This window comes from Massilia sp. Dwa41.01b, from assembly GCF_014171775.1.
Lineage (GTDB): Bacteria > Pseudomonadota > Gammaproteobacteria > Burkholderiales > Burkholderiaceae_D > Telluria.
In genome coordinates this window covers 1,545,776-1,560,036 of sequence record NZ_CP050454.1, presented here as the reverse complement: position 1 = coordinate 1,560,036, position 14,261 = coordinate 1,545,776, and the positions used below count along the sequence as shown (strand labels likewise).

Below are 14,261 nucleotides of genomic sequence, written 5' to 3'. Positions count from 1 at the left end.
GCCCCGGGCAAGCGCGCTAATCGGCCAGGCTGGTATTGGCCGCGGTACCGCAGGAAAACAGAAGCGTCCGAACGCATTCTTGCGCGTGGTGCAGCCGCCGCAGCGGTTGAACAGGCCGATCCCGCAGTGCGGGCAGAAGTCGGTGGCGCCGTCCTTCAGGTCGACGGCGCGCTCGCAGCCCGGACATACGCCCTTGCCGAGGCGCGCCAGGGCGACGTCGTAGCGCAGGGTCTGGCGGCGTTCGACGTCGGGCAGCGCTTCGCTTTCCTTCTGGCGTGCCAGGTAGCGCTGCAGCGAGGCGATGGCATAGCGCCCGGCCACGACGGTCACGACGATGCCCACCACATAGCGCACATAGCCGCCGTAGCTGGGCAGGTAAGGCACCAGTTCGAAGAAGAAGGCGAACAGGGCGAAGAAGATGAAACCCCAGGCGAAAGGCCAGGACGGGCCCTTGCGTTTGTGCTTGAACAGCCAGCCGGCCGCCAGCAGCAGCGGCAGGGTCAGTGCCAGCCGGTAGCCGAACACGCGCAGCTCGAGCGCACGCACCGCCTCGGAATGGGCGATCAGCGCCGGTTGCTCGAGTGCGTTCCATCGCGCCCGGGTGCGCTCGGCCTGCTGGCCGGCGTCGAGCAGGGCCTGGTCCCGGGCCTCGACCGCCGCCAGCGCCTTGCGTTCCTCCGCTTCCAGCGCGTCGAGCGCGTGCGTCCGGCTGATGAGTTCGGGGTCCTGCTCGGGCCGCGCCGTTACCTTGCGGGTGGCCAGCCAGTTATCGAAGGTGGCGCGCGCCGACTGCGTATTCGAGCGGGCCACCTCGTGCTTCTGGACGGCCTGGTCGCGCCGCTCGCGTGCGGCGCCCTGCTTCTCTTCGGCTTCCTTCTGCTCGGCACGCAGCGCTGCCAGCCGGGCCGGATCCATGAACTGCTCGACGGTCGGCGCTTCCTCGACGTCGGCCAGGTTCTCGACCAGCTTGCCTCCCAGGCCGATCAGGAAGCCGGCGAAGGCCAGCGCCACCAGCCACAGTGCCCGGTTCAACCACTTCTCGGTCAGCCGCAATCCCTTGCTCATATTTCCTCCTGTCACAAAATTCCCGATAATCGGCGATGCCGCAAAGGGGAGCTTGACATGGCGCAAAACATGACGCGAGTGTGGAAGCGTGAGACGCGAATATCGATACCGTGGGTACCGCCAGACAGCGCGCCAGGACCTGGGGTGGACGGCCCCGCCGTGCATGGGGCGTGAAGATAAAGCCCGCGCCGCTTCGCGTTCAACCAGCTGGAGAACAGCCGCAGTCATTCGAACGTGGGTTGAACGCGTGGGCGGCGCACGCGCCGCGTGGATGCAGATGTCAGGGTGGAGCCGACCACCCTGCGTACGATTGCAGGGTGGTCGGCTCCAGCGCGGATGGCGCTTCAGGATAGTGTCCGCGCCGCCCGCGCGTTCAGCCAGCAGGCGAACAGCCTCACAGGCCTTGCGCAAGGTAGGGGGGTCGGCTCCACCGTGAACGATGCGTCAAGGCCAACGCTTGCGCCGCCCACGCGTTCAAGCGGCAGGCGCACAGCCACGCCACCTGCCGCCATGGGCAAACCAATCAGAAGTACGACAACCCCAGGGCGCGGCGCACTTCGTCGACCGTGTTGGCCGCCACTTCGCGCGCCTTCATCGTCCCTTCCCTGAGCATCTCCAGCACCTGCCCCTTGTCCTGGGCAAAGTGCTCGCGGCGTTCGCGGATCGGCGCCAGCATCTCTTGCAGCACGACATCCAGGCGCTTCTTGACCACGCTGTCGCCCAGGCCGCCACGGGTGTAGTGCGCCTTCATCTCCGCCAGGGCATCCTTGTCCGTGTCGAAGGCGTCCAGGTAGAGGAAGGCGACATTGCCTTCCAGGTGGCCGGGGTCCGACACCTTCAGGTGCAGCGGATCGGTATAGACCTGCTTGACGGCGGCGCGGATCGCGTCCGGGCTGTCGCCCAGGTTGATCGTGTTGCCGAGCGACTTGCTCATCTTGGCCTTGCCGTCGATGCCGGGCAGGCGGCCGATTTCCGGCACCAGCGCCTTGCATTCGACCAGGATGTCCTTGTTCGCCAGGCGGTTGAAGCGGCGCACGATCTCGTTGCACTGCTCGATCATCGGGATCTGGTCTTCGCCCACCGGCACCAGGGTCGCCTTGAAGGCGCTGATGTCCGAGGCCTGGCTGACCGGGTAAGTCAGGAAGCCGGCCGGGATGTCGCGCTCGAAATTGCGCAGGGCGATTTCCGTCTTGACCGTCGGGTTGCGTTCCAAACGGGCGACAGTCACCAGATTAAGATAATAGAATGTCAACTCGGCCAGTTCCGGCACCTGGGACTGGATGAAGATCGTCGAGCGTGTCGGATCGATGCCGACAGCCAGATAATCGAGCGCCACCTCGACAACGTTACGGTGTACCTTGCCGGTGTCATCCATGTTGTCGGTCAGCGCCTGGGCGTCGGCCAGCATGATGAACTGGCGGTACTGGTCCTGGTAGGCAACGCGGTTGCGCAGGCTGCCCACGAAGTGGCCGAGGTGCAGCGGGCCGGTTGGACGATCGCCGGTGAGGATGACGGGTGCAGGGGTGGTGGAGCTCATCGGGTTTCCTTGTGTTTCCTGGTAGTGCCCCGATCCTGCCGCGCCAACGAAAACGCCACCTGAATCGAGGCGGCGTTCATTGAGTCACATCTTCTCGTGGAGGCCGCGCGCTGTCAGCGGCGCCACCAGGTGCAGAACGAGAATTGTGGGTTCAGAAATTTCATGGATGGCATGGTTGCAGGTTGGCGGCGCGCTGTCAACCGCAAACGACCGGCCGCGACGGGGGGAGCGGTCCGGAGGGGTCTTCAGGCCCGGTATCGCCGTCGTCCTGGGATAAACCTGCCCGGCGGCTGGCCGACATAACGGACGTCAAGGTCCACGCAGCATCCAGACGAGCGTCCGACCGAACTTCATTTCCTGGCGGCCGTCTAAAAGCTTTTTGTTGTCACAATTTTAATAAGTGGTGAAATCATGCATAACACGAGCCCGAACAGCCAACACCGCCCACTCGAACTGTGGGGCGGTCTCGAATGCACCGTCAACCGCGTGCGCGACGAATACTTCAGCCAGCTCGACCGCAATGGCCACGCACTGCGCGCCTGCGACATCGGCCGCTTCGCCTCGCTCGGCATCCGCGCCATCCGCTATCCCGTGCTCTGGGAACGCACCGCTCCGGACGGACTCGACAAGGCCGACTGGAGCTGGCCGGACGAGCGCCTGCCCGCCCTGCGCGACGCCGGCGTCACCCCGATCGCCGGACTCATTCACCACGGTAGCGGCCCGCGCGACACCAGCCTGATGGACCCCGCCTTCCCCGAACGCCTGGCCGAGTATGCCGGCGCGGTGGCCGCCCGCTATCCCTGGCTCGAGTACTACACGCCCGTCAACGAACCCTGCACCACCGCCCGCTTCGCCGGCCTGTACGGCGTCTGGTATCCGCATGCGCGCGACGACAGGAGCTTCATCCAGGCCCTGCTGGTGCAGTGCCGCGCCGTCGTGCTGTGCATGCGCGCCATCCGCAAGGTCAACCCGAACGCCAAGCTGGTGCAAACCGACGACCTCGGCAAGACCTACAGCACGCCCGAGCTGGCCCATGTGGCCGAGTTCTACAACGAGCGCCGCTGGCTGGCCTGGGACCTCCTGTGCGGCATGATGGGCCCGGAGCACAAGCTGTGGAAGTATTTGCTGGGCACCGGCATCGACGCCGCCGAGTTCCTCTGGTTCCGCGACAACCCCTGCCCACCCGATGTCATCGGCGTCAATTACTACGTCACCAGCGAGCGCTGGCTCGACCATCGCCCGGAACGCTATCCGCAGCACCACCGCGGCGTCGCCGACGGCGTGCCTTGCGCCGACATCGAAGCCTCGCGCGCGCTGGCCACGCCGACGCCCGGCATCGGCCCGCTGCTGGGCGAGGTGTGGGAGCGCTACCGCCTGCCGATCGCCGTCACCGAAGCGCATATCGACGCCAACCGCGAAGACCAGCTGCGCTGGCTGCTGGAAATCTGGGAAGCGGCGCAAACGGCACGCCAGGTGGGCGTGGACGTGCGCGCCGTCACTGTCTGGTCCCTGCTCGGCTCCTTCGACTGGAATAGCCTCGTCACGCAGAACCGCGGCTACTACGAACCTGGCCCCTTTGATGTGAGATCAAAGATGCCGCGCCCGACGGCGCTGGCCGCCATGATGCGCGAACTCGGCAGCGGCCGCACGCCTTCGCATCCGGTGCTGCGCGGCCAGGGCTGGTGGCGACGCCCGGGGCGCTTCCTGTGCACGCCGATCGCCACGCCGGCCGCCATCACCTCGATCTCGGCCGACGGCCACCGCCTGGTCGGCACGGGCGCCGCGCCCATCCTGATCACGGGCGCTACCGGCACCCCGGGCCGGGCCTTTGCCCGCATCTGCCAGAAGCGCAGCCTGCACTACAAGCTGCTCTCGCGCATGGAGATGGACATCGCCGACCCCGCCTCGGTCGAGCGCGCGCTGGCCCACCACAAACCCTGGGCCGTGATCAACACCTCGGGCTATGTGCGCGTGGACGACGCCGAGGGCGAGGTCGAGCGCTGCATGCGCGACAACACCGTGGGCGCCGCCACCCTGGCCGAGGCCTGCGCGCGCCATGGCGTGCACCTCACCACGTTCTCCAGCGACCTGGTCTTCGACGGCAGCAAGGGCAGCCCGTATGTCGAGAGCGATCCGGTCACGCCGCTGAACGTGTATGGGCGCAGCAAGGCCGAGTCGGAAACGGCGGTGCTGGCCGCCCACCCCGGCGCCCTGGTCGTGCGCACCAGCGCCTTCTTCGGTCCCTGGGACCGCCACAACTTCGTCAAGCTGGCGCTCGATGCGCTCGAACGCGGCGAGCGGTTTGCGGCCGCGAACGACATGACGGTGTCGCCGACCTACGTGCCCGACCTGGTGCACACCTGCCTGGACCTCGCGATCGACCGCGAATGCGGGGTCTGGCACCTGAACAACGTGGGCTCGGTCACCTGGTACGAACTGGCGCGCATGGCCGCCGAGAAGGCCGGCATCGATGCCGCCAAGCTGGTGGCGCAGACAGCGAGCGAAATTGGCATGGCCGCGGCACGCCCGGCCTACAGCGTGCTGCACAGCGAACGCGCGATCCTGCTGCCAAGGTTGGAAAACGCGCTGGAGCGCTTCATCGAACTGCGCGGCGTCGACGATCCGGAGTACGAAGAACTGGTCAAGACCGCCGAATCGCGCCAGCCGGTGGCGAGCGGCCATCGCCAGCAGGAAGAGACGCCGGCGGAGGCGGTGGCGGGGAGTTTTTGAGTAAGCGGCGCGTCCTGTAGGGTGGGCGCCCCGTGGTGAAGCCGTCATTGAGGCCATTGGCCTCAATGACCCCACGCGCAATCCCGCTTCGCTCATGGGCGATCAATCGTCCACAATACGGGGAATGAGGGCGCAATCGCCGCGTCCGCGAACCGGCCCATCCGCGTGGACGCGGGGTGCCCACCCTGCAGATGGCGGCCGCTTCCTCTCCTCCCGGCCGTTATAAAATGCCAATGCCCTTCCCCAACCGCCAAGGCTTAGCCCCGTGCAAGAGCAACACGCCTTCCCCTTTCTGCGCGAAATCCTCCTGTTCCTGATCCTGGCCGGCGTCCTGATTCCGACCCTGCAGCGCCTGCGCATCAACCAGGTGCTCGGTTTCCTGGCAGTAGGTACATTGGTCGGTCCCTATGGCCTGGGCCTGCTGACCCACGAGATCCCCTGGCTCGGCTGGCTGACCTTCCCCAGCGGCCAGGGCGTGGCCATGCTGGCGGAGCTGGGCGTGCTGTTCCTGATGTTCATGATCGGCCTCGAGCTCTCGGCCGCGCGCCTGTGGGCGATGCGCGCCTGGGTATTCGGGGCCGGCACCGTCCAGGTGCTGGCCAGCGCGCTGCTGATCGGCGGCGCCGCCTGGATGCTGGGGCAGGCGCCGGCGACGGCCGCGATCCTCGGCGTGGTGCTGTCGCTCTCTTCCACCGCCGTCGTGATGGCCCTCATGAGCGAGCAGCAAACCACCGGCAGCCCGCTCGGCCAGGCGGCGTTTGCCGTGCTGATGCTGCAGGACCTGGCCGTGGTGCCGATCCTGGTGCTGCTCGGCGTACTGGCGCGCGGCAGCGGCGACGGCGCGGCGGCCCTGGCCATGATGACGATGCTCAAAGCAGGCGGCGCCATCGCCCTCATCTACCTGGTCGGGCGGCGCATCATTCCGCCGCTGTTCAAGGCGTTTGCCCGCCATCGCCAGCCGGACGTCTTCATGGCGCTGATCCTGCTTTCGACCTTCGGCATTGCCGGCTTGTCCGCCGCCGCCGGGCTGTCGATGGCGCTCGGTGCCCTGGTGGCTGGCTTGCTGCTGGCCGAGACCGAGTTCCGCCACGAAGTCGAACTGATGGTCGAGCCTTTCAAAGGCCTGCTCATGGGCCTGTTCTTCATGACCGTGGGGATGGGCATGGACACGCGCCAGCTGGACGAGGCGCCGCTGTGGCTGGCCGGCGCCGTCCTTGGCCTGGTGGCGATCAAGGCGCTGGTGGTCACGCTGCTGTTTCGCGCCGGCCGCCTGCCCTGGAGCCGCGCGCTCGAGGGCGGCCTGCTGCTGGCCCGGGCGGCGAATTCGCCTTTATCGTGCTCGGTTACGCCATCAACAGCAAGCTGCTCGACCCGGCGCTGGGCGCACGCGTGATGCTCGCGGTCGGCTTGTCGATGTTCATCACGCCGCTGCTGGCGCGCATCGGCAGGACCATCGGCGAGCGCGACGATCGTGCCCACCGCGAGCGCGCAGTGCAGGAACAGGCGCAGGGCTATGCCGGTGCGCGCGGCAAGATCATCATCGCCGGCTTCGACCGCGTCGGCCAGCAGCTGGCCAAGCTGCTCGACGCCCGTGGCATCGCCTACGTCGCCTTCGAAAACGATGCGCGCCTGGTGTCGAAGCTGCACGCCGAAGGCGCGCCGGTCTACTTCGGCAATGCCGCGCGGCCCGAACTGCTGCGCCTCGTGAACGCCGACGAGGCGCCCGCCATCGTGCTGACGATGGACCATCCGGCGTCGGCACTGCAGGCGGTACGCGGCATCCGCCGCGAATTCGCCCAGGTACCCCTGTTCGTGCGCTCGCGCGACGAGAAGCATGCACGCTCGCTGCGCCGCGCCGGTGCGACGGTGATCGTGCCGGAAACGCTGGAAGCGAGCCTGCAGCTGTCGGCCTTCGTGCTGGAGGCGATGGGGCTGGACGAACGTACGGTCGATGGCATCGTCGACCGCGAGCGGGATCTGTTTGCGGCGCAGCTGGACGATGCGGGACTGCGAGAGGTGGGGACGCATCGGCCGTAGCCCGTTCGATGGCGACCGCAAGGTGACGCACTGTGGCATGCATGGGCACGACAGCGTGGGCACGGAGTGCCCACCCTACGGTACTGGGGGCCTCGGTGACGGTGCCCACCCTACGGGCAGCAGCACACCGTAGGGTGGGCTCTTGAGCCCACGCGGTATGGAACCGCCGCGTTCCCGCGGCGGTAACGAGCCGCCATCACCCCAAGGCCCGCTCCGCCGCCCTCCAACCCCACCACGACGCCTCCTCGAACACCGAAAACCCCGACAGATCCGCATGCGCGAACAGGATCGGCCCGTCCGCCTCGCGCAGCGCCGCCAGCCCCGCATTGCTGCGAAATCCCGGCCCCGGAATGGCCATCGCATGCGCCCGCAGCGTGATGTCGACCCGCTCCACGCAAGGCGCCAGCGTCCAGCCATAGGCCGCCTTCAGGTCGGCCGCCGCCAGCGCGATCAACTCTTCCTTCGACGCCGACTGCATCCATGTGCGTGCGTCCTGGGGCCTGCGGTCCGCCAGCGCCACATAGGCCGTGTACACGCTGCGCTCGGCGGGCGTGACGCGGATATCCTGGTGGGTCGAGACCACATAGCCCAGCCCGTGCGCGCCCTGCGCACCCTGCGCACCCTGCACCACGTTGTCCCAGGAGAGCGGAACCGCCTCGCCACCCTGCTCGCGCTCGCGCGGCGGCTCGCGCAGCACGAAGTTCGCCACCAGCCAGGGCGCGTACTCCGGCAGGTGGCGCCGCGCATCGAACCCATGCGCCGCCATGTCCTCGACCACGCGCGCCGCCACGAACAGCGGCATCGCGCAGATCGCCCCCGGCGCGCGCACCAGGAAGCTGGTCGGCACGCCAGCTTCAAAGCGGAAGCACAGCGCCTCGACGCCGCCACCAACGCGCCGCAAGGAGACCGCTGTACCCGGCCGCCGCGCGACGCCTGCGCGCGCAGCGCTGTCCGCCATGCCGGCCACCAGCGGCGCCAGTCCGCCGGGCCAGGTCAGCACGGCCGCATCCTCGGCGCGTTCGCGGCCTGGCCGCTCCTGCCGGCGAAATAATGCAGGCCCGCCCAGGCCGAGACGCGGTCGAGCGTGGCGCCGTAATCGTCGCGGCAGCAGTAGTCCAGGTACCAGCGCAGGCTGGGCGCACGGTAGCCTTCGTGCGTCAGCCAGTCGGCAAAGCTGATGCGGTCGAGCGCCGCATGTGCGGGGTCGTTCGACGACAGCGCCGACGGGAACACGAACATGCGCCGACCATCCAGCCCGTGCTCGCCGCGCAGGCGTGCCATGTGGGCGAAGAAGCGGCGCTGCTCGGCCAGCTCCGCCGGGCCCACGCCGACGGTCGGCAGCAGCCCCTCCTGCCAGCGCCCGTTCACCAGCAGCCGCTCCTCGGGAGCATGCACCAGGCGCCGCTCGTCATAGGTCGGACGCGCTCCATACGGGTCACGCTCGATGACGCCGAGATCGGAAAGGATGGCACGCACATGCGTCGACTCCATCGAGGGCAGCGGCAGGTAGTGCGCCCCCGTCGGGCTTTCGAGCTCGCCGTAGCGCGCGCCAGCCGCGTTCCCGAACGCCTGGGGGCCGTCGACGACAAGCGCGCGCGCGCCCCCTTCCCCAGCTTCCAGGCTGCCGTCAAGCCGACCACGCCGGAGCCCAGCACCAGCACGTCGGTGTCGATGCGCGATGCCGGCGGCGGCAGGTGGCGCAGGTCGCGCAGGAAGTGGCCTTCGGCACGGCCCGGATAATGCACGTTCGGCGTGATTTCCTGGAAGTGGCTGAAGCCGGCCGCGCTGCCCAGGGCCGCAAGACCTGCGCCGGCACCTGCCAGGAAGGAGCGGCGGTCCATCAGCGGATCACCTGGCGCCAGTCGTTTTCGAACTCGTGCACCAGCGACTGGGTGTTGAGCCGGTTGGGCGGCATCGCACGCCGCGCCATGTCGGGCGGGAAGGCGAACATCTCGCGCGTGGTCTCCCCATTCAGGTAGCGCATCGGCAGCGTGTACTGCGACGGCGGCGCGAAATCGGCCTGGGGCGACGCCATGATGAAGCCCCATTCGCCGAACGAGGGCACGTACAGGTGGTACGGCCAGGTGCGCATGCCTACTTCGCGCAGCGTGGCGTCCACTGTCCAGTAGGCGTTCGGCGCGAAATACGGCGAGGTCGACTGCACCACCACCAGGCCGTTCGCGGCCATGTGTTTTTTCAGGATGCCGTAGAAAGGGACCGAATACAGTTTACCGAGCGAGAAGCTCGACGGGTCGGGGAAGTCGACGATGACGGCGTCGAACATGTCGCGGCTTTCCTGCAGCCAGACCGCGGCATCGGTGTTCACCACTTTCACGCGCGGGTCGGCGAAGGCACCCCGGTTCAGCTTCACCAGCTCGGGGCGGGTCGTAAACGCTCCCGTCATGGCCGGATCGAGGTCGACCAGGGTTACCGATTCGATGTGCCTGTAGCGCAGCACTTCGCGTAGCGCCAGTCCGTCGCCGCCGCCGAGGATCAGCACGCGCCGCGCCCAGGGCAGCTGCTGCAGCGCCGGATGGACCAGCGCCTCGTGGTAGCGGTATTCGTCGCGCGAGGAGAACTGCAGGTTGCCGTTGATGTAGAGGCGCAGGTCGTCCTTCCAGCGTGTGATCACCAGGCGCTGGTAGGGCGTGGTGGTGGAATACACGATGTCGTCGCCGAACAGGCCGCGCTCGCCCCAGCCGACCATGCGGTCAGACAGCGTGAACCCGAGCGCCAGCGCCAGCAGCACGGCGCAGGCGCGCAGCACCCGTCCGCCGAGGCCTGTCAGTTCGAGACGGAAGGCATACAGCGTCCACAGCGCCACGCCGACATTGAGCATGCCGAACAGGAAGCCGGTGCGCACCAGCCCCAGGTGCGGCGCCAGTACCAGCGGGAACAGCAGCGACACGGCCAGCGCGCCGAGGTAATCGAAGGTCAGCACCCGGCTCACCAGTTCGGCGAATTCGGTGCGCCGCTCGTTGAGCGCGCGCATCACCAGCGGCACCTCCATCCCGACGAACATCCCGATCAGGAACACCAGCGTGTAGAGCAGCGTGCGAAATGGCGCCGCCATCCAGGTGAAGGCCATGAACAGCAGGGCCGCCGAGACGCCTCCGATCAGGCCGACCGCCAGTTCGATGTCGATGAAGCGCGCCAGTACGTCCTCGTCCTTCACATACTTCGAAAAGTGGGCACCGACGCCCATGGCGAACAGATAGCAGCCGATGATGGTCGAAAACTGGAGGACCGAGTCGCCCAGCAAGTAGCTCGACAGGGCACCGGCAATGAGTTCATAGGCCAGTCCGCAGGAGGCGACAACGAAAACCGACAGTATTAGAATTCTTTTGGTCATGAAACAAGTTTTGCCTTAAGATCGCTCTGCCTAGACAGAAAGACACTTCTCTGGAGAAATTTGTGCCCGCCATCCTAAACTATCTGCTGCATCTCGCGACGGCAATCGCGATGGTCATGGCATTTTTTGTGGTGTACACCCGGGTCACGCCCTATGACGAGGTGCACCTCATCCGCGAAGGCAATTGCGCGGCAGCCCTGTCGCTGGGCGGTACCCTGCTCGGCTTTTCCGTCACCCTCGCCTCGGCGCTGACCTATACCGGCAACTACTATCAGTTCCTCGGCTGGGGCGCGGTCGGCATGCTGGTGCAGCTGCTGGTCTTCCTGGTCGCGACGCGCCTCCTGCGCATGTCGAAGGACCAGATCGAGTCCGGCAACAGTGCCTTCGGCGGCCTGCTGGGCGCCATTTCGCTGTCCATCGGCCTGATCAACGCCGGCAGCATCTCCTGATTTTCCCCATTCGCCACACGGAGTCCATCATGTCCCTCGGTTCATTCATCAAGAAGCAGTTTATCGACGTCCTGCAGTGGAACGAAGACACGGACGGCGTGCTGGCCTGGCGCTTCCCAATGCAGGACTTCGAAATCCAGAACGGCGCCGTGCTCAACGTGCGCGAGTCGCAGATGGCCGTGTTCGTCGACGAGGGCCGCATCGCCGACGTGTTCGGCCCGGGCACACATACGCTCACCACGCGCACCCTGCCCCTGCTGACCAACCTGAAGAACTGGGACAAACTGTTCGATTCGCCGTTCAAGTCGGACGTCTACTTCTTCAGCACGCGCCTGCAGACCGGCCGCAAGTGGGGCACGCCGCAGCCGATCACGATCCGCGATAAGGACTTCGACATGATCCGGGTGCGCGCCTTCGGCATGTACTCCTACCGCATCAGCGATCCGCGCGCCTTTTTCACCGAGATCAGCGGCACCCGCGCGGCCTATACGCGCGACGAGGTCGAGGACCAGCTGCGCGGCATCCTGATGGCGACGATGGCTTCGTCGCTCGGCAGCGCCAACGTCGCCTTCCTGGACATGGCGGCCAACCAGGCCCTGATGGCGCAGCAGGTACGCAGCGACCTTGCCACCGCGTTCGCGCGCTACGGCATCGGCCTGGACGAATTCAACGTCGCCAGCGTCAGCCTGCCGGAAGAACTGCAGGCCGCGCTGGACGAGCGCATCTCGGCCGGCATGAAGGGCGGATTGTCGGGCGCGAAAATGGCCGGCTTCACCCAGTTCCAGGTGGCCAGCAGCATCCCGCTGGCGGCCCAGAACGAGGGCGGGCTGGCCGGCATCGGCGCCGGCGTCGGTGCCGGCATGGCGGTCGGCCAGGCGATGGCGCAGGGACTTGGCGGCGCCTTTGCCCAGCCGGGCACGGCAGCTCCCGGCGCGCCGGCGGTTCCCGCCGCGGCCGATGACTCCATCGAGACGCGCCTGGCCAAGCTGAAGGGCCTGCTCGACAAGGGTTTGATTTCCGCCGCCGACTACGACAGCACCAAGGCCGAACTCCTGAAAAAGCTGATCGGCTAAGCCGGCCTCGATGCAGAACGTAGCCTGCCCTTCCTGCGGCGCCCCGGTCCAATTCCGTTCGCACGCCTCCGTCATGGCGGTGTGCGAATATTGCCGCGCGAGCGTCGTGAAAGACGCCGATGCGGTACGCGACCTCGGCAAGATGTCCGAGGTGCTGGAAGACTATTCGCCAATCCAGGTCGGCACCGCCGGCAGCCATGCGGGCCGCGCCTTTACCGTCGTCGGCCGCATCCAGCTGCGCTACCGGGCCGGCATCTGGAACGAGTGGTATCTGCTGTTCGACGATGGGCAGGCCGGCTGGCTGGGCGATGCGTCCGGCCAGTTCATGCTGACGATCCCGCAGCCGAACGGCTGGACACGCTGGCCCGCATTCGCGGAGCTCCGCCCCGGCCAGAACTACCTGGTCGGCGACGCCCGCGTCACCGCCTCCGACGTGCGCGAGGCCGACTGCATCGGCGGCCAGGGCGAGCTGCCGTTTCGCGTCGGCGCCGGCTGGCAGGCGCGCGTGGCCGACTTCCGCCGCGAGCGCGACTTCCTGACCCTCGACTACTCCGATGGCGAGGCGCCCCTGCTCTACAAGGGCTACGCGGTCACCCTGCCGGAGCTGAAAGCCCAGCTGCTGCGCGACGAGGAACAGATCAAGACGAGCGCCGGCAAATACCGCGGCCGCGTCGAGTCCCTGCTCTGCCCGTCCTGCGGCAGCGCGATCGGCTACCTGCCGGGCATGGCGACCAACCTCGTCTGCCCGTCGTGCACGGCACGCCTGGACGCGACCACGCCGCAGGTACAGGTGCTGGAACAGGGCGAACGGGCCGAGCGCCGCAACATGTCGCTGCCGCTGGGCGCTGTCGCGAAGATCGGCAACGGGAGCTACCGCGTGCTCGGCGCCATGGTGCGGGTTGACGAAGAAGGCAGCGAATGGTCGGAGTACCTGATGTTCAGCCCGACCGGCGCGTTTTTCTGGCTGGTCGAGACCAACGAAGGCTGGTCGCGTGCCCAGGTACTCGACGCATGGCCGGTGCCGGCCGAACCCGCGTCCCTTTCGGTCAGCCTCGAGGGCATCGCCTACCGCAAACTCTACGACTACGAAGCACGGGTCGAGCATGTGGTGGGCGCCTTTGATTGGCGCGTGGCGCGCGGTGACACTGTGCGCGTAAGCGAATTCGAACGCGGCACGGCGCGCCTGGCCGCCGAATGGAACACGGACGAACTGACCTGGACGCGCTCGACGCCGGTGGCGCTCGACCAGCTGCGTGCCTGGTTCGGTACGAGTGCGCCCAAGCTGGCGCAGGCCCAGCCTTCCGCATCGCCCGACATGTTCGGCAAGGTCGGCCGCTGCCTGCTTTGGCTGCTGGGGCTGAACGTCGTCCCGCTGCTCTTCAATTTTTCCGGCGTGTTCTTCCTGCTGCTGCTCGGCGCCCTGGCGCTGGCGCTGCCGGCCATGCTTGCTCCAGGCAGCGACTGACCCATGAAAAAGTACTACATGCTCTACGCCGTTGCCGTCATCGTGGTGATCACGCTCCTCAGCTGGCTGTCGATGTTCGGGGCCAGCAGCAGCTCCGGGGGCCGCTGGTACTCGCGCGGCGGCTCGTATTCGAGCGGCTCGTATTCGGGCGGCGGTTCCTATTCCGGCGGCGGCCACAAGTGACGGCGACCGCCCTTCACCGTCCGGCTGGCCTGCACCTGCTGGCCGACCTGCACGGCATTACGCCAAGCCTGCTGGTCGACGCGGACCGTATCGACGCCCTGCTGCGCGAAGCGGCGCTGGCGGCCGGCGCGCGCGTCCTGCACAGCCACTTCCATACCTTCGGCCCCGGCATGGGCGTGACGGGCGTACTGCTGCTGGCCGAATCGCATATTTCGATCCATACGTGGCCGGAAGTCGGCTTCGCCGCCGCCGACATCTTCATGTGCGGCGCCGCCCAGCCGCAGCTGGCCCTCGCGCTGATCGAAGCGAGCCTGCAACCCGCATCGCGCACAGTCAGGACGGTCGAGCGCGGCCAGCTATAATCGCGCTT

Annotated in this window: 10 protein-coding genes and 2 pseudogenes; 8 read left to right on the top strand and 4 right to left on the bottom strand. The window is 67.4% G+C overall.

The annotated features are described in order from the left end of the window. Positions 1–16: 16 nt before the first annotated feature. Positions 17–1,065, bottom strand: a pseudogene (locus G4G28_RS07080) (serine endopeptidase). 523 nt (positions 1,066–1,588) lie between these two features. Then, positions 1,589–2,602: a tryptophan--tRNA ligase gene (trpS, locus tag G4G28_RS07075; protein WP_182991416.1), complete on the bottom strand. Its 1,014-nt coding sequence runs from the start codon at positions 2,600–2,602 to the stop codon at positions 1,589–1,591. Positions 2,603–3,013: 411 nt separating this feature from the next. Between trpS and G4G28_RS07070 the strand changes: the two genes are divergently transcribed. The 3 genes from G4G28_RS07070 to G4G28_RS25360 all read left to right on the top strand — a co-directional run bounded on the left by G4G28_RS07070 (position 3,014) and on the right by G4G28_RS25360 (position 7,369). Then, positions 3,014–5,332 (top strand): family 1 glycosylhydrolase, encoded by a 2,319-nt coding sequence (locus G4G28_RS07070; RefSeq protein WP_183108182.1) that lies wholly within the window; start codon positions 3,014–3,016, stop codon positions 5,330–5,332. Between the two features lie 265 nt (positions 5,333–5,597). Then, positions 5,598–6,725, top strand: coding sequence for a cation:proton antiporter (locus G4G28_RS25365; RefSeq protein ID WP_229507923.1), 1,128 nt, complete (start codon positions 5,598–5,600; stop codon positions 6,723–6,725). Continuing rightward, positions 6,668–7,369, top strand: coding sequence for an NAD-binding protein (locus G4G28_RS25360; protein ID WP_229507922.1), 702 nt, complete (start codon positions 6,668–6,670; stop codon positions 7,367–7,369). The genes G4G28_RS25365 and G4G28_RS25360 overlap by 58 nt, the downstream gene beginning before the upstream one ends. 196 nt (positions 7,370–7,565) lie before the next feature. Here G4G28_RS25360 and G4G28_RS07060 read toward each other — a convergent pair. Both G4G28_RS07060 and G4G28_RS07055 read right to left on the bottom strand, forming a co-directional pair. Then, positions 7,566–9,210: pseudogene (locus tag G4G28_RS07060) on the bottom strand (NAD(P)-binding protein). Continuing rightward, on the bottom strand, positions 9,210–10,721 hold the full coding sequence (locus G4G28_RS07055; protein ID WP_182991415.1) for a polyamine aminopropyltransferase: 1,512 nt from the start codon (positions 10,719–10,721) through the stop codon (positions 9,210–9,212). The pseudogene G4G28_RS07060 and the gene G4G28_RS07055 overlap by 1 nt, the downstream one beginning before the upstream one ends. Before the next feature lie 62 nt (positions 10,722–10,783). Between G4G28_RS07055 and G4G28_RS07050 the strand changes: the two genes are divergently transcribed. From G4G28_RS07050 to speD, 5 genes are all read left to right on the top strand, one after another. After that, entirely contained in the window at positions 10,784–11,170 is a 387-nt protein-coding gene (locus tag G4G28_RS07050) for a DUF350 domain-containing protein (RefSeq protein WP_229425509.1), read from the top strand. Positions 11,171–11,199: 29 nt separating this feature from the next. Further along, complete coding sequence (locus G4G28_RS07045) at positions 11,200–12,243, top strand: SPFH domain-containing protein (protein ID WP_183108181.1); 1,044 nt, start codon at positions 11,200–11,202, stop codon at positions 12,241–12,243. A gap of 106 nt (positions 12,244–12,349) precedes the next feature. Beyond that, a complete protein-coding gene (locus G4G28_RS07040; RefSeq protein WP_229507921.1) occupies positions 12,350–13,708 on the top strand; it encodes a DUF4178 domain-containing protein in 1,359 nt (452 codons plus the stop codon). Between the two features lie 3 nt (positions 13,709–13,711). Beyond that, on the top strand, positions 13,712–13,891 hold the full coding sequence (locus tag G4G28_RS07035; RefSeq protein ID WP_182991413.1) for a hypothetical protein: 180 nt from the start codon (positions 13,712–13,714) through the stop codon (positions 13,889–13,891). Beyond that, entirely contained in the window at positions 13,888–14,253 is a 366-nt protein-coding gene (gene speD, locus G4G28_RS07030; protein WP_182991412.1) for an adenosylmethionine decarboxylase, read from the top strand. Before G4G28_RS07035 ends, speD begins: the two co-directional genes overlap by 4 nt. Positions 14,254–14,261: the final 8 nt, after the last annotated feature.